Genomic DNA, 18,173 nt, shown 5'->3' with positions numbered 1-18,173 from the left:
GAAATTCTATAACGATATTGGCAGGTCGATGTGGGAATCTGCCACCATCACCTGCAATCCTTCACCACTGGTAGATCGAATAAAAGAACTCTCTGTCAACGATCCTTATTCAGGCAAGACCGTAACCGGAGGGATCATTACCTTCACTGATTCCAATTGGGTCTTGAGCGTCACCTGTAATCGCCAACCACATTTCCCCGGTCAACCCGGTAATGTATTGGTTCTTTGGGCGTATGCTTTGCTTATGGACAAGGACGGCAATTGTATCAAAAAGCCAATGCCTGCCTGCACTGGCCGCGAAATCCTTCAAGAGCTTTGCCACCATTTGGGCATTACAGACAATCAATTTGAAGCAGTGTTAGCCAATACAAAGGTCCGTCTGGCGCTCATGCCCTATATCACCGCGATGTTCATGCCCCGGAAAGCCGGTGATCGGCCACATGTAGTACCGCAGGGTTGCACAAATCTCGCGCTTATGGGGCAATTCGTGGAAACTTCAAACGACATCGTCTTTACAATGGACTCTTCTATTCGGACAGCCAGAATTGGAGTTTATACTTTACTGGGCTTACAAAAAAAGGTTCCTGATATCAGCCCGGTACAATATGATGTTCGTAATTTAATCAAAGCTGCCCGAGCGATCAATAATGGAAAACCATTCCTGGGTGAATATTTATTACATCTCTTACTTAAAAAGACTTACTACGCCCATATTTTACCACCACTTCCAGATCGGCGACAGGGATTTCGCGAAACTGCCGACGCCGAATTGAAGGGTTTACTCAAAAAGAGCGCTCAGACAATCAATACCGTGGGCAAATGGCTGCAAAAGGCCCGGGAAGAGATTATAGAAAGGATTCGAAAATAACATCATTTCGAAGGGTTAGAGTTTTGGTCAGATCTCAGAGACATAGATGTTTTTTTGGGCCAAAGCCTTAATCTCCCGACCATCACCGGAATGGGCTTTGTCATTGCAGGCCTGCTGGTCATGAACTTCTTGCCAATGTTAGCGGGTCACTGACCACAATATATTCCTTCTCTTGGAGCTTTCTATGATCAATCCTTTGGTCCCACTTCCTGTCCTGTGCGCCCTTCTCTTCCCAGTCTGCGCTTTTGCGCAAAGCTCCCACGACTGGTTGCCAGAATCTGGTGTTAAATCGCCTTACAGTCCACTTGCCGTCCCAACGACACTTCATCCAGTCACAGCTTCCCTAAACAGTCTACTAAAAACGGGATATCGGATCACCACAACCACAAGCTATGAAGAATCTGGGGCGCTCTTCACGCTTGAGAAGCATGGTCAGACTATTCTCTGTGTGCTCACCCCCCCTAATCCGCAAACGGACCAGAATGTCCCAACATCACGCTGTTGGGCTTTGTAAAGACTGTTATTCCGTAAGAATATGATGCCACCAGATCCACTTTATTAAGTATAGCCCGAAGAAAATTCTTCAGATCCCAAGACCAAATATTCTGCTCCCAAGCCTAAAAATTGATTTTAGTCTCTAGTGGAAAGTTACGAAACACCTATACACTCTTAGTCATGACGCTCTCATCCTTCGCCCCCTGACCACTTGGCCGAAGTCCTGCCTGTTCTAGAGCAGCGGTCCTAGACCCGGGCAACGCTGGTGCTCGCCCTTGGGAGAGGACGTGGAGATCACCCGGGCCCTGAGCAGGCGGCACTTACTTCCCTTTGAGTTGTATCTGTTGTCGTTGGATTTATGGCGTATTCGTGTAAGCGCGCATTTGGTCGCACTCTGACGGTTTGTCCGGGTCGGTATCCCTGATACAGGTTTCTCAGGGTTTCATTTTCAGACCGAAGGCGATTAGATGCCAGATCTTTTCCAGAATGGTCCGCAGGACAGCACCCGGTCCGTTCTGGTCGCCCTGCTGGCCTGCGGCGTTGTTATTAGCGCGATCTGGATTCTCAAACCATTCCTGCCAGCGACGATCTGGGCCATCACGATCGCAGTTACGACTTGGCCCATGCTGCTCCATCTTCAAGGCTGGGTTGGAAACAGCCGACGAGCAGCCGTTTCCTTGACCATTCTGATCGCGATGGTGCTGTTCATCCTGCCGTTGTGGCTCGCCATTACGACAGTCTCAAGTCACTTCGGCGATATCGCCGCCCTCGCCTCGTCTGCGTCCATTCTGCGTCTTCCGGATGAGCCCAAGTGGCTTGCACGACTCCCTTTGATTGGACCACATATTGGTCCGTTGTGGGCCAGGATGCAGCATATGCAGTTTCCGGAAATGGTCAGGCAAGTCATGCCGTCTCCTGAGACCTTGATTCATAGTTTTCTGGCTTATGCGGGAAGTTTCAGTCTGCTCGCCCTTCAGTTCGTGCTTACGTTAATCATTCTGGGCGTACTTCTCATGCGCGCTGAATCGGCAATTGCGGTCGCTGAGAGTCTGGTGAGCATTCTCGCAGGCAGCCGGGGACGGGAGATGCTTCAGCTTGCCGCTTATACGATCCGGGGTGTTGCATTCGGCGTCACGGTAACGGCGGTCGTTGAAGCCGCTGTGGCGGGGATCGGGCTGAAACTCGCAGGTGCGCCATGGGTCAGTATTCTGACAGCAGTCACCTTCATGGTCTGTCTGTTACAGGCGGGCCCTGGTGTTACCCTGATCCCAGCCGTGATCTGGGTCTATTTTGATCAGGGGCTGATGCCCGCATTGCTTCTGCTAATTGTGACTATTATCACGATCATTATCGATAATGTTTTGCGCCCGTTTCTGATCCGCAAGCAGGCCGATATCCCGCTCATTCTCATCATGCTCGGCGTCATCGGAGGTCTTGGCGGCTTGGGACTGGTCGGGATCTTCATCGGTCCGCTGGTCCTCTCCGTCGCCTATACCCTGACCAAGAGCTGGATTAACGACTCCCGAGTTAAAATCTCGCCTTTGCCGCCCAATTCATTACACTAGCGTTTTCTGTGCTGAATGAATCGGTAAGGATTCCTAGGATGGCGCTGATCTGATTCCAAGAGACGACCGGGATAAGTGACAGATTCGGAAAACCCTTCTTTCGCATTTTTATACGCAACAATATCAATGATTTATGTTTATAAATCGACCAAAAAAGGAGGTTTTTCGAACCCTCCACATTGTGGTTGTCTCTTCGATACCTTTAAAGCCAGTTATGCTCTTGAGATGCTTCCTGTGCTAAGAAGACATCCTCAAGGGAGGGTATTATGCCAAACCTCAATGGAGGGCGTAAAAAACCAAAGCAGACTGTTAAGAAAAAACCTTTTCGTCTCAATGAAGCGAAGAAACTAGTCGCTCCGGTGGTGATCATCACGGGCCTCTTTCTCGGGGCAATCGGAATGCGCGGAGTTTTTCTAAATCGGGCCTCAGCCACGTTGGGCGGCCCTTATACGCTCATCGATATGCACGGTCATCCTCTCACGGAGCGTCAATTCCGAGGGCGCTATACACTGATTTATTTTGGGTACACACACTGCATAGATGTCTGCCCGTTAACCCTCGCGACGGTCACACAGGCTCTCGATCTCATGGGAAAAGAGTCACACCAGATTGTGCCGATTTTCATCACGGTTGATCCATCGCGTGATACTCCTGAAGTTGTTGCCGATTATGTCAGTCACTTCTCTCCTAACATCGTTGGACTTACGGGAACTGAATCTCAGATCCACGCAGTTATTGACAGTTTCCACGTCATGGCGCGACGTCGTGGCACTTCGGCGGATCATATGTCCTCAGGCTATCTTATGGATCATAGTTCCGTTCTTTACTTAATGGATGGCAATAATCGGCTTGTGTCCGTTCTGCCAGTCGACACAAGCCCAGAGGAAATCGCCACACGATTGCGCCGTCTCGTCCCTGCCAGTTAGTTACGACGCACGGCGGGCAGCTTGTGAAAGCAGAGTTGCGAGACAGAGAAGCAAAAGAGACGCTCCAAGTTCTGGCAAGAGTAATCCCAGTACAATCAGGATAACCAACGCGCCCACGCCCATCTTCTTGTTGGGATCGACAGGCGGCACTCCCAGCCTCCCTGGGGGTTTGCGCCTAAACCACAAGACAAGTGCTGCGATGCTCATCGCAAGTAATCCGACCGCTACAAGAAAATTCAAAAACTGATTGGCCTTCCCGAACAGCTGCCCTTCATGCGCCGCAACTCCATAACCGATGACGCGATCAGTCCATGCTTTCTCTTCAAAACGATGGATCGACCGTACCCGACCGGAGGCCTCTACCATCGCACTGATGCGGTTGGGACGGTTCTGCGTGTCGGAACGAACAACCCACGTTGTTTCTCCCGCTGAAGGTGGCGTTACGAGAACAGGTGCTGGAAATCCGAGTTGGGACGCCGTCATGACCACTTGATTCAGGCTGTCTGATAAGGGGCTGTCCGACATCGCCATGGGCCCCATATCCATACCTGGCATTGTATCGGTCTGTTGGGGCGAGACCGAGCGCCCTGCAATCCGATTGCGTTCAGAAACAGCTCCGATGTCCCAGTCAGGAACCGAAGTCAGGCGGCTGAATTGTGTTTCCACCCGAGCCAGAGCGTGCCCCCAAACAAAAGACCACGGCAAGCCGGAAACCAGAAAAAGCACCAAAAACGAGGAGACCCACAACCCTGTTACCGCATGGAGGTCTCGCCACCGGACACGACCGTTTCGGGTCATCCGTGGATAAAGAATACCCGCCAGGCTCTGCATCCGGCGCGGCCACCAAAGATACAGGCCTGTAGCAATCAGAACAATTGTCCAAGAGGCCACCATTTCCATGATGATGGAGCCAGTATTCCCCAATAACAGCTGGCCGTGCAGTTTAAAGATGATGCGCTCAAAACGGTCTTCTTCAGGAACCTGTTTGAGAACCACGCATGATGTCGGATCAACATACACGCGTATGGCTGTGCCCTGACGATCAACGATCACCCGGGCAGCACCGGAAGTCGTCTCCGGAAGTTCATAGGTTAGAAAATGGCTGCCAGGGACAGCATGGAGTGCCGCCCTGACTTCCTGTAACGGGGTTGAATGTGTCGCACCGCCTGCGAGATGATCGTAACGCCAGTCGATCCAATGATCCACCTGCGGTTTGAACAGGTAAATTGACCCTGTGAGGCATAGCAACACAATAAAGGGAAGACAGAAGAGACCCGCAAAGAAATGCCATCGCCAGATCGTTCGATAATCGGGCCAGACTGGGGCACTGGAAGCGTTCATCATCATGGATACCTTCAGAACTTGATCCGCACGCCACCAAAGAACGCTCTTGGCGATCCGGCGTAGATTGAGCCTGTCTTGTTGGCCAAAACACGTCGCCCAGCCTGCTGCCCGGTCGAAAGGAGTGTATCGCTGATGTCAGTCGCACCTGCGGCATAAACCTGATTGGTTACATTCTGTACCTCGAAGTAGCTGTGCAGACGGTGAGCCCAGCCCAGACGTTCTGGAGGGTCGTAATGAACCTCTAGATTGAGCAATGCGTATGAGGGGGCTTTCAGAATATTGGCATTGTCGAGGTAAAAGGAACTCCTCCACGTCACTTCTGCAAAACCTCCCAGCCCTTGCAGCCATCCGTCTGGCTGATCATAGAGAACACGCGCATCTAAAAAATGCGGCATAACACCGGGAATGAGATTCCCCTTCCGCGAGAAATTCCGCGCCATCGTGCTGTTGGACAGGGTCTCGGTGTATTTCGTGTAGATCTGGTTGTCATAGGTATAAGACAGCTTCAGCCGCGCACCGGGCAGAGAGGCATGCAATGGCTGCCATGTCGCGCCCAGTTCAATGCCACGATGCTCTGAGGCCGGGGCGTTGAAAGTATAGCTTCCCGCGGGTGTATTGACACCCGCCGACTGGCTGACAAGTTCGTTCCGGTAGAACTCATAGAAGCCCGTGGCCTGAATATTGATGCTGGGCGACGGGTGCCATTCGGCCCCCAAGTCAAAACCGAGACTCGTTTCGCTCTTAAGCTGCGTATTGTTCCCGTAGGTTCCCTGAGGGGTTACGAAGAAACTGGAATAGCCAGGTGTGGCATAAGCTGTTCCAACACGACTGTGCAAAGTCCAGTCTTTGGTTGGTGTATAAACCAGCGAGGCTTCAGGTGCGAGATTGAAGAAGCGTCGATTGGCCGTAATATTCTGCAAAGAGGTTGAACTTGCCGATCTATTGTAGAGCGTCTGAACTGCTCCAACATCAGATTGCGTCCCACCAAGTCCGATTACAGCATGCCAAAGCGGAGAAAACTGCCAGTCTTCCTGAAAGCGGAGGCTGATGTTCCACTGATGGCCGTATGACGTGGAATTCAAAGCACCGCGGGTCGCGCCGCCTTGCGGGGTCAGATTATAGACCTGATAGCCATAATCCATGTAGTCGAAGCTGGCACTGACAAAACTGGTGAGCGGCGTCTTTCCGATACGGCTGCGGTTCGTCAGATCCGTCTGCACATTATAGGAATTAAACGGTCCGACAAAAGCCGTTGTCGAAGTTGGCTGATCGGTATGACGTTGATCGTAAGTAAACTGAGTATGCCAGGTTGTTCCTGGATCAAAGTCATGCTCCCATCGAAGCCCCACAATGCTGCGTCGGTCAAAACGACCCAGCCCTGCCTGCTGCGGGCTCATCGTCTGGCGGGCTCCATAGGCCCCATTCACCAGAAGATTGACCGAAGCGCATCCAGCAGCAGCCGATGCCGCATTGGCACAACCATTTTGGTAGGGATTACTGCGGAATTGGTTCAGAGAAAGGCGTAACGGCAGCGATGTATCCGTGACGTTATTAACGAATTTTAGAATGAGGCGATCTGATGAGGTCAGATTAACCCGCAGCCGCATATTTTCGGTAGACGTGTTGTACTGGCTGTTCGCAATGAAACCGTTACTGCGCACATCGCTACCAAACAGCATGAAATCGTAGCGTTTATTGCCCGCACCAATCGTTATGTAGTTATTGAACAGGCCGAAGCTGCCAAAGTCTGAACCCAGTTCCAGACCATGAATGTCAGCGCCGTTCCGGGTGCGGAAATTGATCGCCCCGTTAATCGCGTAATTACCGTATAGCGTAGAGGCTGGTCCCTGAAAGACGTCCACGCCTTCATAGGCATGTGGATCGATCAAATCTGCCCGGGCCGTACCGTCTGGTTGCGTCATGGGAAACCCATCTTCCGTAACCTGAAGATTCTTCAGACCATAGGACTGACGTGCGCCCGACCCACGGACAGAAACGACGCTGTCACGCGGCCCATTACCTTGCAGAACAGTTACCCCAGGAAGGGTTGCGACCATATCGGCGACCGACTGTGCTGCCCTGTGTGCGAAATCTGTACGTTCCGCGCTGTAGGTTGTTTCATCGGTTGGATGAAGTCGTGCAGAACCACGCGTCGTACCGCGAACCAGAATGCTTTCGACATTCTGATGTGCAGAAGACGCAACTGAGGCTGTTTTACGGGGACGCGCCTGAAGAGGTTGTGCATGAGCCGGAAAGGCTCCAAGAAAAACGCAGCCAAGCACCAGCGAGCCGAGAGGACGGCTTGATTCAAAAGAAGTATTCATGTGTTCGTTCTGATCTGAAAAACGCAGAAAGCCTTTCATCGCAGATGCGATAAAGGCGCTAAGTTTTTGTCAGATCAGGTTGGGAGGTCCTTGAGCATAAATGCCCGATAGCCGCCATAGGGGAGGCCCCCGCACTGGCGGGAAACACCAGAAAAAACTCCGCCCTGTCACAGACAGAACGAGGAAAACAGCAGCGACGCATCCGATTATCAGGATCGCCAGCAGGTCGTCGACCACTGCAATCCCATCACCAACATCCGCTGCGTGATGATGATCAGGACTATGCGGACCAAAATCCTGGCTGTCGCAAAGGGTCGACAAGTTGGTGAACTGTTTTAACGGATCATCAAGCAGGAACTGCGGTAAAGGCAGACTTCCAACGCTGAGGCGAATAATGATGGCAAGCAGAACCAGCGGCCAAAAGACCAGACTCCCTCCGCTATGCCGCGCACTTCGCATCATTCTTCTTCATTTAAAGCGGCTTGCAGCACTGCGCCAGATGGAAATGTATTTTTCGACCATTTGGTTTGGGTTGTGATGCACAGAACCCCAATTTTTTTAAGCGCTCCATGTTCATTGTCGATGTCCCTTTCCGGAAGCTTAAGAAGCTTCTTTTGTGCCCGAGATGTAAGCGTAACCGGACATGCTGCTTCCGCCTACTTCTACGACGTGGCTGGCCCGCTTTGCGTTGCCGGGAAGCGGACATAGGCGCATGATCCTCACCCTATGCGGCGGCTGCCTTCGTGCCAGTCTCGTCGGTTCGATATTCTCCCCATGCCTGCCGCAGGATCTGCAGCGCTGATGACAGGAATATGCCAGCCATGATCGCGGCCACCGCAAGGTCGGGCCATGCGCTGGTGGTGCTCCAGACGCCGAACGCCGCGGCCATGACGATCAGGTTGCCGATCGCATCGTTGCGAGAGCAGAGCCACACCGAGCGCACGTTGGCGTCGCCATCCTTGTAGGGCAGGAGCAGAAACACCGAGGCAAGGTTCGCGGCCAGCGCCAGAGCGCCGATCGCACCCATGATCTCGGCCTGCGGAACGCCGAGGATCAGCGTGTGGTAGACGGTGGACCCGAACACCCACAGCGCCATCAGCGACAGCGAGACGCCCTTGGCGAGTGCCGCCGTGGCTCGCGCCGATCACCGCCAGACTCAAACCGTAGGTGACGGTATCGGCCAGGAAGTCGAGTGCGTCGGCCTTGAGGGCTTGCGAGCCAGCGAGCTGTCCCGCCGCCATTTCGGTCACGAACATCGCGCCATTGATCGCGATCACCGTCCACAGGACACGCTTGTAGCGCGGGTCTACACCGTCGAAGACCGGGACACCCTTCGGACAGCAAATATTCTCGACGGTGCCGCATGTCGTCACCTCGACGGTTGGTGTGACTGTTTTCGTGGGCACGACCAGAGGTGGCGGAGCGCAACAGGCGGTCTCGGACTTGCAGCAGTTCTCAGACATGGGTGACTCCTTCTCGGGATCACCCTACAATCTCTAGCCACTAGAGCTTCAAGGGAAAAGCACCATGAGGATCTCGATTGGCGAGTTGGCGCGGCGCACTGGGGTCAAGGTGCCGACGATCCGCTACTACGAAGGCGTCGGGCTTCTTCCGACACCGACACGAACGGAAGGGCGGCAAAGGCGCTTCGGTGCGGACGAGGTCGCCCGGCTCAACTTTATTCGTCATTCCCGCGAGCTGGGCTTCGAGGTCGCCGACATTCGTGAATTGCTGACGCTTAGCGAGCAGCCGGAGCGTTCCTGCGGCGAGGTGGACGCTATCGCCCGCCGCCACGTCGAGACTATTGACCGACGGATTGGGAGGCTGGTGGCGCTGCGCGCCGAGCTGCAACGCTCGCTAGATCGGTGTGCGCGCGGTACGGTCGAGGAATGCCGGGTGATCGAAGTGCTGGGCTACGGGGACGACAGGGTTTAGCTAAAGGCAGCTCAGAGTACCGGGGAGCAGTGAGAGGCTGTTCGAAAACGTACGCTAAGGATTTTAGGAACCGGATTGCAACCGAAGAGGCCTGAAATTATCTCGCGGCGGCCGGATTTCGCCCCAAAGATAATCACCTGTCAGGCCAATATGCTCCCAGCCGAGTGGTGCTACATGAGCAAGCACGTCATCGGGCACCGCGATGCCCGTCTGACGAAGATGCTGAGCGGCACGGTCCAGACCTGACCAAACGCGGTGTCGGGTTGAAGGTCCTGGCGGGCGAAGGAGCCTCGATCGATACCACCACCGCAAATGGTCGCTTGATCTTCGCGATTTTTGCCGGACTGGCGGAGTTCGAGCGGGAATTGATCGTTGAACGCACACGCGCAGGTCTGGCTTCTGCACGTGCCCGAGGACGGGAGGGTGGCCGTCCCTTCAAGATGACCTTAGTAAACTTCGTCTGGCTCAGGCCGCCATGAGTGATCCTGAAACCCAGGTTGGAGATCTGTGTTCTGAACTGGGGATCAGCCGCCAGACGTTGTATCGACATGTCACTCCCGAGGGTAAAATCAGGCCGGATGGGGAAAAAACCTCTGGCGCAAAAAACACGAAAAATCTCTCAAAACTGAGACTTATGGCTTATCTCTGGTATGGGTAACGTGAGGATTGATCGACACCATCAGAAACGGTTGGTGACTGCGGGCTTGCCCCTGATGGAACTGTGGAAGACGATCCAGTTGTGCGATTGGCAACCAGAGACGACCGTCTGAAGCAAGACAAGGTGCATCCGCCCAGTGCAGACGTGGATCCGAGATCAGTCTCGTGATCTTCCCGGAAACGTCTCTGCGATAGACGCCGTTATCCTTCAGATTGGTGAAATAGAGATTTCCTGCAGCATCCATGGTGCTGCCTCCGATCGGAGGTAAATCTGCCCAAGGCTTTACAGCCGCAGACAGATCAGTTGACGACACATTGGGATCATCGAGCAGAGCTGTCGGAACTTGAGACCACGGCCCTTCAAGCGGCCCAAAATACAGCCATTCCCCGTCCGGACTCACTTCAAGTGGATCGGCATTCACCAGAAGTGGCTGATGCGGACCGTTCTCCACGACGTGTCCATCCATGATGATCGGTCGATCTGTCCGTGCGCGTGTGGACGCGTCATTGTCCAGAACACGGCGTGCCTGACCTGTTTTGATATCAAGAACGATCAGCGCTGCCTCGCCCGCATCCGTCAGATAAGCATGCATCCCGTTGAAACGGATATCGTCGATATAACTGCCTGCCTGCGCGATTTCTGGGCCCAGAGGATAGATCCGCAGCACATGACCTGTTGCCGGATCAATACGGACCAGTTTCGCTGCCCCGGGTACGGGTGGACCTCCAAAAGACGGAGTTCCCGTATCAACAACCCAGAGCGTGCCGTCAGGAGCAACGTGGAGGGCATTGACGCTGACAAAGCGATGCGTTGCATCCCGTCCGGGTTTCCAGCCATTCCAGTCAGCATCCGGAAAAGGCTCTATTTTTCTATTCTTTGTCAGAAGACCCACGGCTGGTCCGGAAAACCCGGTCCAGCGAGGGCCTGAGACAAACACATGACCGCCAGCAAGCGCTACGGCGTTCCAGTCCATGGCCGTAGTGGTCGCCTCAATCCTGACGGTCTGGGCATGGGAAGGATCAGGATGCCCGCATACCCCAACGAAACCCGTGAAAACGGCAATGGCGATCCTGCGCAGGCCTCTTTTAGAGAAAGCCTGCTGCCGATTCTGTTTCATGACTCCCATGATGTCAGATCCCTGCAATAAAGCCGGACGGCGTACCTTCGGCAGGATCCACGAACACCACGTCGTCTGGAGCCCGTCGCGGCGTGTCGATGGCCAGAAAAACGACTGGATGGCTCAGAATGCGGGGTACGGCATGCACCGCCCGACGGGGGAACACCAGAAGATGGCCGGGGGCAAACGGCGCCTCTTCCTTGGGATCATCTATCCAGAATGTGCCTGTCCCGGAGAGAACATGGAGCACTTCATCGCACTGGGTATGATAATGCGACGGCACCTCCCGATAAATCCGGAAGACCCGGATACTGGCTTCCGGCTTGTCGGTCAGATAGGTGTCCAGCAGCATTGTGTCCGCCGTTTCGGGAAATGCCGCCGCAATTTTATTGAGATCGAAGCGACCTCCCGTCCGGTTCAGGGTCATCAGATGTTCTTCGTCATTCATGAGGTTTGCTTTTCTCAAGCGCTTTGACTGTTTTCGTCATCGTTTTCTCCGTTCAGGCAGCAAAACCTGCGAGCACGATTTTGCCTTTGGCCTGACCACTCTCGATCAGAGCGTGAGCCTCTCGCAGATTGTCGGCGGTAATCAGCCCGAGATTTTTGCCAAGCGTCGTGCGAAGACGACCTTCCTCTACGAGCCGCGACACGTCGTTCAGGAGTTTCCCTTGTGCGCTGATGTCTGCCGTCCCGAACAGTGAACGCGTGAACATCAGTTCCCAGTGCAGGGACAGACTTTTTCGCTTGAGCGGCGCGGCGTCGAGTTCAGATGGATCATCAATCAGGCCGAAATGTCCCTGAGGCGCAAGAAGTTCGACGATCTCCGCCAGGTGTCGATCTGTCTGCGTCGTGGAAAAAACAAAACCGGGAGCGCCGGTAGGAAGGGCAGCAACCTGTGCGGCCAGAGGCTTGCTGTGATCGATCACGTAATCTGCCCCGAGAGATGTGACCCAGTCCTGCGTTTCGGGGCGCGAAGCCGTGGCAATGACCGTGATATCAGTCAGAACCTTGGCCAGCTGGATCGCCATGGAACTGACCCCGCCTGCGCCCCCGATAATCAATATGGAGGACGTCGTTCCCGGGACAGACCGACGAATGTCCAGACGATCGAAAAGCATCTCCCAGGCGGTGATTGCGGTCAGCGGTAAGGCCGCGGCTTCGGCCCAGTTCAGGGAACGGGGTTTGCGACCGACAATCCGTTCATCGACCAGATGAAATTCGGCATTGGTCCCCGGACGATTGATCGCACCGGCATAAAAGACCTCATCGCCGACAGAGAAATCCGTCACGTCCGGTCCGGTTCCAACGACAACGCCCGCCGCATCCCAGCCCAGAACACGCCACTGACCCGCCTCCGGCGTCGCACTGCGACGAACTTTGGTATCAACCGGATTGACCGACACAGCCCTGATTTCCACCAGAAGATCCCGGCCCGAAGGGACGGGTTTCGGCAGATCGATGTCCTGAAGGGACGCCGGATTTTCGATGGGAAGCGGCGTCTGATAACCGATAGCCCGCATGATGTCTGCTCCTCTGTTGAATGAGGAGAAGAGTGAGCATTATGCTGTTCTCAGGCAAGAACGCACTTTTAACGCCCATAGTGTCGGAAATGATACCGTTATGACCCGTATCCGCCATCAGTCGCTCGATTGCAGCCCCGGCTGCGCTGTTGAAGCAACGCTTCAACTCATCGACGGAAAGTGGAAGGGCGTGATCCTCTATCACCTGCTTCAGGGGACCTTACGCTTCAACGCCATCCGCAAGCGCCTGCCCAACATCACCCAGAGAATGCTGACAACCCAGCTTCGCGAACTGGAGCGCGACGGGTTTGTCTTACGGACGGTCTACCCGGAAGTCCCGCCAAAGGTGGAATACAGCCTCACCCCACGCGGGCGGACCCTTGAGCCCGTCATCATGGCTCTCAAAGCCTGGGGCGATGAGCACACAGAGTTCGGACATGTTCCTGAGATCTGCGCCGATATGAAAGGCTCTCCAACAAACTCTTAGCGTACGTTTTCGAACAACCTCTCACCGCTCCCCGTACCCCTTTCACACCGAATCGGAATGTCCGCTTCCACAGGTCGTTCGCTTGAAGCGGACCGACTGCAATCCCCCCCCCCAAAGCCGCCGCAAAACCAATAAAGGATTGCAGGCCTGTGCGGGGGTGTAATTCCTTACACACGGCATGGCAGAGGCAATGGAACCAACTTGCCAAGAAGCGTCATTGTCTACTGACGATGGCTCCAGGCCAGCACATCGGAAGAACTTTTTGGGACAATTTCATGCGTTGTACCCTATGTCCGATAAAGTAAAAAAAACGGACATAGGTTTTGTGGCAGAAAACTGCCGGTTTTTGATATTTCTTGCAGTTTGAAGACTGCTGTTTGTCTGAATGCCCGTTATATCGCTCGTCTCTCTAAGCTATACGCCTTTGACATATATGCCACTGGCATATATGTCATTGTGAATGTAAAAGTAGCAGACTGTTGTCGAACTGCCTGAATTCATAAAGCGGGCAAAAGCCCTGATGTCAGACGACGATCGTATGGCTCTGATTAACATGCTCGCTGCGATACCAGATGCTGGCCTTTCTTTAGGCGGCGGTCTGCGAAAGGTCCGCTTTTCACGCGAGGGTGGTGGGAAGAGGGGAAGGCACAGAACTCTCTACGTTTTTGGAGGAAAACAGATGCCTCTGTTTCTCCTGACTGTTTTTGCCAAAAACGAGAAAGACAATCTGACGCGATCTGAACAGGCCGCCCTGATAGAGTTGAGCAAGACGCTTATTGTGAAATACGGAGAACCATCATGAGCGCTTATGACAGCATTCTGCAGGGGTTGAGTGAAGCTCTCGCCTATTCGGAAGCTTCGGTCGGGGAGAGCGTAACCCACCAGGTCCGTATTCCGTCGGTTGACGTGGCGGCCATCAGAACCCGGACCGGACTCTCTCAGGCCCAGTTTGCAAGAAGCATCGGAGTCGCCAAAGGAACCCTTCTGAACTGGGAACATGGTCGTCGTCAGCCAACCGGACCGGCCCAGGTTTTGCTAGCGATGTTGGAGAAGCGGCCGTCATTGGTGAGTGAGTTGCTTTCTGTGGCTCGCTGAGAAAACACAGGTCCCGATACGCTCATTCAGACGACCGATATGGGGGGGAACCGGAGTGTCCGCTCCTCATCGGAAACTCTGCGAAGCGGACATTACGGTCACTTCCGGCGCAGATCACTTTGGCAATGATAATGATCAGCCCTGCCCCAAAGCCTGGACGCCGTTCTTGCCGGTGATTTCGATGCTCGCTTCGAACGAGGGCAGGCCGCGTTTTTCCGGGGCCTGTCATCTCCCGGCTGACGCCAATACGCCGCCAGGTAGGCATTGACGGACGATTTTTCCGTCGGCCCCCATCATTAGACGGGTGTCGTTTGATGATCAGGGTGCTTGCAGGTTACGTCGAAGAGGACAGGCTTTCAGCGAGCGCTGCCCAGCCGTCCTGGACCGGAGAAAGAACCGCTGCAAAGGTCGCGTCATCAAGAGGAGCATTTTCTCGGATGATAGCGTCTGAAAGGGTAATCGCGGGCATCGGAGAGACGGGTCTCATTTTAAGTCCCTCCGCCACCTGATGCAGTTGCGCCGCGCACTTCCCGCCGCCATGACCGCCATAGGTGACGATCATCAAGGGTTTTCCTTTCCACTCGAGATAGCAATGGTCGATTGCGTTCTTTAAAGCGGCGGGATACCCCCAGTTATATTGGGGTGTCACGAAGACGACCCCATCCGCTTACGCCACCTTCGCGCTCCAGGCTTTTGAATGGGGTTGCTTGTAAAGCCCAAGTGCCTGAATGCCGGGCTCGTCGTCCATCGGAAGCGACCATTCCGCGAGATCGGTCTTTTCCTGTCCGACCCCGGAAACCCATTGCGCGATGGTGGGACAATGACGTCCGGCCCGCACACTCCCATAATCACCAGAACCCGTTTCGTCATTTTTGTGGCCAAGCCTTCCGATGTGTTCGCGCGGTTGCCGTCCGTCTTATTTCAAACCGCTCTCCTGCCGCACGCGTTCCAGCAGCACGACGAAATCGCGATCGGCATCTCCGGCGCTGACGGCGCTGAGCAGGCGATCGCGGACGACCGAGGCATAAGGCAGCGGAACGCCATAATCGCCGCCGGCATCCATGAACATCTTGACGTCCTTCAGACCGAGCGTCACCGGCGCGCCGGGATAGTCGTAATCGTGCTCGACCATCAGCTTGCCGTAGTTCCTGTGGACCGGAGCATTGTAGAAGCTGCCCGTCATAACCTCGAAGATCACGCGGGGGTCGGTTCCGGCTTTCTCATTGAGCGCGAACACCTCCGCCATTTGCTCGATGGTCGAATAGATCATGAAATTCAGCGACAGCTTGGCGAGATTGGCCTGTATGGGGTCATCGCCCATCCGGAAGATATGCGGTCCAAAGCACTTGAGCACCGGTTCCAGGCGATCCAGTGCGTCACGGCTTCCCGCCGTCATAACAAACAGTTCCCCCGCTTCTGCCGCGGGCGGGCGCCCGAGAACGTTGGCGCTGACATAACTCTGCCCACGCTCCGCATGACCGTCGCGCAGACGGCGCGCCTGGGCGAGGGAGACCGTGCTACAGCAGACGTGAATGGCCTTTGACGACAAACCGGCCGCAATTCCGTCCTTGCCGAACGTTGTTTCCTGGGTAGTCGCATCGTCGAACATCATGGAAAAGACGATATCGACTTCCCGGGCGACGGCGGCGGGCGTATCCACCAGGACCGCTCCCATAGCCACGAGATCGTCTGCTTTGGCTGCTGTTCGATTATAGACAAGGAGATGGTGTCCCGCGTCGAGCAGGCGCTTCGCCATAGGATGGCCCATGGCGCCAAGTCCGATAAATCCGATTTTCATGATGATGTCTCTTTGCTGTGATTGCACGAGATCCTCAGGGGGCCCGTGTCGCTTCATGCGAGATTTTAAAAAGGCGGGGCTTGGCGTGCTTCATCACGTAAGCCACATTTCGACTCATGCGCGCCAGATCATCCCTAATTCCGTCCTGTATGGACGGTCCAGATGCGGGCCTTCCCTGGCTGTTGGGAGGGCACATGCAGCAGAAAACCCGCCGGACGGCGGACCTTCATGCCCATTCCCGTGGTCAGATCTTCGGGATCGGGCATGGGGTGATGGGTATGCGGACGGAAGAGGCATACTGGCTGATTGGCCCCGGCCAGGCTTTGTGGTTACCACCTTATCTGTGCCATACAGCCCGCTCGCACGGCGCCGTGCGCGGATGGAGCCTGTTCATCGATCAGGCACGCTCCACGATGTTATCCGCCCAGCCGTTTCTCGTGCGGGGTACGCCCCTCCTGATCGCGCAAGCCGAACGGCTATCGCATTGTGCGTCGGATCAATCCTGGAGCGATAGTCTCGCCCGTCTGGCCGAGAGTTTCTGGGATGAATTTTTATCCTTGCCCCGCGCATCGGTTTCCCTGCCGTTTCCGACGGATGGCCGCTTGCGTCGTGTGGCGGATGCGCTGAGCGAAAACCCGGCCGATGCGCGCGAGCAGCAGGACTGGGCGATCGAGGCATCCATGTCCGTGCGCTCCTTCGTCCGGCATTTCGGGGTGGAGACGGGAATGCCGTTTTCGGCGTGGCGTCAGCGGCTGCGTATCCTCAATGCCCAGGAAAGGCTGGCACGCGGAGAAGCGGTTACAAGCGTCGCACTTGACGTCGGTTACGAAAGTCCGGGCGCCTTCGCGGCAGTATTTCGGAAGATCACGGGACATAGTCCCGCAGCCTATATGAAACTGTGCAGGTCGAACGATAAAGGTTCGTAGAGTTTATTTGCCCATCTCAGATCAGATCTTGGATACCCCACTGGTTACGGCGCAATACCAATGGTGAGAAAGCGGCTTATGTCTGCTCTTGGTAAATCATTCATACGTATTGCATGACTTATATGTAGGCGAGAACGGCCGTCTGCTCAGGCATAACTGAGCGGACAGGCAGATCAAGGGGGGAGAGCGGATGCTCAGCTTTCAGCCCCACTCAAACGGAAGTTGTCGTTCAATACGACACAACCCTGCGGTAAAAAACACTGAGAACAAAACGATTGCTCGGCGCCACACTTTAGGTAGCAAAAGAAATTGCGTCATTTGTAGTTGTTTGAAAAGCCGCTAGAAATTGAGAATTATGTGCTTGCATTGGCGTTAATTCGATCAACCAAGGCCAAAATGAAAGCTACATCATCCTTCAAGATCTTTGTCTCGAAATCACCGTGAGCAAGTAAATTTCGTAACGAACGTAATGAACGAATCCTCTTCGCTTCGTCGACATCGAGTTCCCCTTCCATCGCAAGTCTCTCGACTATTTCTGCGGTTGAAAGTGGTCTTTGAGTAAATCTAATATCGTGAGGATATATACGTCGGGCTAACGCTTCTAACACCGACCATATCTGAAGCATAGCAGCACGATCGTGGCCCGCTGCGCTCAACTCTCTTACTTCTTTGATTGCGTGATCTATCTGAAATTTGTTAGATCGCGGGATATCCAGCGCTTCGCTCGGATCTTGGCCAGCGTAAACGACTACATATCTCCAATCTTCGTTAGGAGGTATTCGGTTTGCAATCTCTGCTAGAGCGGTTCTACTGAACTCTGAATCGAGAGGTGACACTGAAGAGGTCTTGTGATTCACCGTTTTCATTGATGGAGACGGTGATGGCACGAGCATTGAGTGATGATCTTCGGGAGCGTGTTCTGGAAGCTGGAGTTGCGGGAGCATCTGCCCGCTCGATTGCGGCGCGGTTCGGAGTGGGGATTTCGACGGCGATCCGCTGGTTGCGTCGGGAACGTGAGAGCGGCGAGCGGACGCCCCGTCGCCAGGGCAAGCCGCGCGGATCACGGCTGGACGCGCATGAAGCGTTCATTGCCGGCATGATCGAGGCGCAGAAGG

General features: G+C 54.6%; 20 protein-coding genes and 3 pseudogenes. 10 read left to right on the top strand and 13 right to left on the bottom strand.

The genetic code is table 11. The features are described from left to right. The 3 genes from GKO01_RS14690 to GKO01_RS14675 all read left to right on the top strand — a co-directional run. On the top strand, positions 1-868 hold an 868-nt coding region (locus GKO01_RS14690), incomplete at its 5' end, for an oleate hydratase (RefSeq protein ID WP_174694307.1). Between the two features lie 962 nt (positions 869-1,830). Beyond that, on the top strand, positions 1,831-2,928 hold the full coding sequence (locus GKO01_RS14680) for an AI-2E family transporter (RefSeq protein ID WP_099287665.1): 1,098 nt from the start codon (positions 1,831-1,833) through the stop codon (positions 2,926-2,928). A 266-nt stretch (positions 2,929-3,194) separates the two neighbouring features. Further along, the gene (locus GKO01_RS14675) at positions 3,195-3,854 is read left to right on the top strand and encodes an SCO family protein (protein ID WP_099287664.1); all 660 of its coding nucleotides are present in this window, start codon (positions 3,195-3,197) and stop codon (positions 3,852-3,854) included. Here GKO01_RS14675 and GKO01_RS14670 read toward each other — a convergent pair whose 3' ends face one another. From GKO01_RS14670 to GKO01_RS16505, 5 genes and pseudogenes are all read right to left on the bottom strand, one after another. Next, a complete protein-coding gene (locus GKO01_RS14670; RefSeq protein ID WP_099287663.1) occupies positions 3,855-5,201 on the bottom strand; it encodes a PepSY-associated TM helix domain-containing protein in 1,347 nt (448 codons plus the stop codon). An 8-nt stretch (positions 5,202-5,209) separates the two neighbouring features. Next, complete coding sequence (locus GKO01_RS14665) at positions 5,210-7,522, bottom strand: TonB-dependent receptor family protein (RefSeq protein WP_099287668.1); 2,313 nt, start codon at positions 7,520-7,522, stop codon at positions 5,210-5,212. Positions 7,523-7,591: 69 nt separating this feature from the next. Continuing rightward, the gene (locus GKO01_RS14660) at positions 7,592-7,984 is read right to left on the bottom strand and encodes a hypothetical protein (RefSeq protein ID WP_099287662.1); all 393 of its coding nucleotides are present in this window, start codon (positions 7,982-7,984) and stop codon (positions 7,592-7,594) included. Between the two features lie 262 nt (positions 7,985-8,246). Next, on the bottom strand, positions 8,247-8,618 hold the full coding sequence (locus GKO01_RS15860) for a cation transporter (protein ID WP_015075048.1): 372 nt from the start codon (positions 8,616-8,618) through the stop codon (positions 8,247-8,249). Between the two features lie 94 nt (positions 8,619-8,712). After that, a pseudogene (locus GKO01_RS16505) lies at positions 8,713-8,763 on the bottom strand (hypothetical protein); the annotation flags it as partial. Positions 8,764-9,049: 286 nt separating this feature from the next. Between GKO01_RS16505 and GKO01_RS14650 the strand changes: the two are divergent. After that, positions 9,050-9,457 carry a MerR family transcriptional regulator gene (locus tag GKO01_RS14650; protein ID WP_015075046.1) on the top strand — a complete coding sequence of 136 codons (408 nt, stop codon included), beginning with the start codon at positions 9,050-9,052 and terminating at the stop codon, positions 9,455-9,457. A gap of 63 nt (positions 9,458-9,520) precedes the next feature. Here the strand turns inward: GKO01_RS14650 and GKO01_RS15850 are convergent. Continuing rightward, positions 9,521-9,697 (bottom strand): annotated as a pseudogene (locus GKO01_RS15850) (Tn3 family transposase); the annotation flags it as partial. Between GKO01_RS15850 and GKO01_RS16650 the strand changes: the two are divergent. Beyond that, positions 9,622-9,936: a recombinase family protein gene (locus tag GKO01_RS16650; RefSeq protein WP_050977173.1), complete on the top strand. Its 315-nt coding sequence runs from the start codon at positions 9,622-9,624 to the stop codon at positions 9,934-9,936. The pseudogene GKO01_RS15850 and the gene GKO01_RS16650 overlap by 76 nt on opposite strands. Positions 9,937-10,089: 153 nt before the next feature. Here GKO01_RS16650 and GKO01_RS14640 read toward each other — a convergent pair whose 3' ends face one another. The 3 genes from GKO01_RS14640 to GKO01_RS14630 are packed head-to-tail and all read right to left on the bottom strand — an operon-like array spanning position 10,090 to position 12,752. Beyond that, positions 10,090-11,232 (bottom strand): major royal jelly family protein, encoded by a 1,143-nt coding sequence (locus tag GKO01_RS14640; RefSeq protein ID WP_244901499.1) that lies wholly within the window; start codon positions 11,230-11,232, stop codon positions 10,090-10,092. Between the two features lie 13 nt (positions 11,233-11,245). Further along, positions 11,246-11,680: a cupin domain-containing protein gene (locus tag GKO01_RS14635; protein ID WP_099287660.1), complete on the bottom strand. Its 435-nt coding sequence runs from the start codon at positions 11,678-11,680 to the stop codon at positions 11,246-11,248. 52 nt (positions 11,681-11,732) lie between these two features. After that, positions 11,733-12,752, bottom strand: a complete 1,020-nt coding sequence (locus GKO01_RS14630) for a zinc-binding alcohol dehydrogenase family protein (RefSeq protein WP_099287659.1) — start codon at positions 12,750-12,752, stop codon at positions 11,733-11,735. Positions 12,753-12,852: 100 nt separating this feature from the next. Between GKO01_RS14630 and GKO01_RS14625 the strand changes: the two genes are divergently transcribed. From GKO01_RS14625 to GKO01_RS14615, 3 genes are all read left to right on the top strand, one after another. Further along, positions 12,853-13,239: a winged helix-turn-helix transcriptional regulator gene (locus tag GKO01_RS14625; RefSeq protein ID WP_174694306.1), complete on the top strand. Its 387-nt coding sequence runs from the start codon at positions 12,853-12,855 to the stop codon at positions 13,237-13,239. A 520-nt stretch (positions 13,240-13,759) separates the two neighbouring features. Further along, the gene (locus tag GKO01_RS14620; protein ID WP_099287658.1) at positions 13,760-14,041 is read left to right on the top strand and encodes a type II toxin-antitoxin system RelE/ParE family toxin; all 282 of its coding nucleotides are present in this window, start codon (positions 13,760-13,762) and stop codon (positions 14,039-14,041) included. Beyond that, positions 14,038-14,334 carry a helix-turn-helix domain-containing protein gene (locus GKO01_RS14615; protein WP_099287657.1) on the top strand — a complete coding sequence of 99 codons (297 nt, stop codon included), beginning with the start codon at positions 14,038-14,040 and terminating at the stop codon, positions 14,332-14,334. The genes GKO01_RS14620 and GKO01_RS14615 overlap by 4 nt, the downstream gene beginning before the upstream one ends. 334 nt (positions 14,335-14,668) lie before the next feature. Here the strand turns inward: GKO01_RS14615 and GKO01_RS16190 are convergent. From GKO01_RS16190 to GKO01_RS14605, 3 genes and pseudogenes are all read right to left on the bottom strand, one after another. After that, positions 14,669-14,989, bottom strand: a pseudogene (locus GKO01_RS16190) (NADPH-dependent FMN reductase); the annotation flags it as partial. A gap of 12 nt (positions 14,990-15,001) precedes the next feature. Further along, entirely contained in the window at positions 15,002-15,172 is a 171-nt protein-coding gene (locus GKO01_RS16185) for a hypothetical protein (RefSeq protein WP_218017451.1), read from the bottom strand. A gap of 78 nt (positions 15,173-15,250) precedes the next feature. Continuing rightward, positions 15,251-16,132: an NAD(P)-dependent oxidoreductase gene (locus GKO01_RS14605; RefSeq protein ID WP_099287656.1), complete on the bottom strand. Its 882-nt coding sequence runs from the start codon at positions 16,130-16,132 to the stop codon at positions 15,251-15,253. A 194-nt stretch (positions 16,133-16,326) separates the two neighbouring features. On the opposite strand from GKO01_RS14605, the gene GKO01_RS14600 reads away from it, so the two are divergent. Further along, on the top strand, positions 16,327-17,058 hold the full coding sequence (locus GKO01_RS14600; protein WP_244901498.1) for an AraC family transcriptional regulator: 732 nt from the start codon (positions 16,327-16,329) through the stop codon (positions 17,056-17,058). 353 nt (positions 17,059-17,411) lie between these two features. Here the strand turns inward: GKO01_RS14600 and GKO01_RS14595 are convergent, their stop codons facing one another. Next, positions 17,412-17,894: a hypothetical protein gene (locus GKO01_RS14595; protein ID WP_099287654.1), complete on the bottom strand. Its 483-nt coding sequence runs from the start codon at positions 17,892-17,894 to the stop codon at positions 17,412-17,414. Positions 17,895-17,938: 44 nt separating this feature from the next. On the opposite strand from GKO01_RS14595, the gene GKO01_RS14590 reads away from it, so the two are divergent. Then, positions 17,939-18,173 (top strand): IS630 transposase-related protein (locus GKO01_RS14590; RefSeq protein WP_167383509.1); only part of this gene is annotated, 235 nt, incomplete at its 3' end.

The sequence above is a fragment of the Gluconobacter kondonii genome, from assembly GCF_002723995.1.
GTDB classification, from domain to species: Bacteria; Pseudomonadota; Alphaproteobacteria; order Acetobacterales; family Acetobacteraceae; genus Gluconobacter; species Gluconobacter kondonii.
The sequence above is the reverse complement of the archived record's forward strand: the minus strand, read 5'-3'. Positions and strand labels throughout refer to the sequence as shown.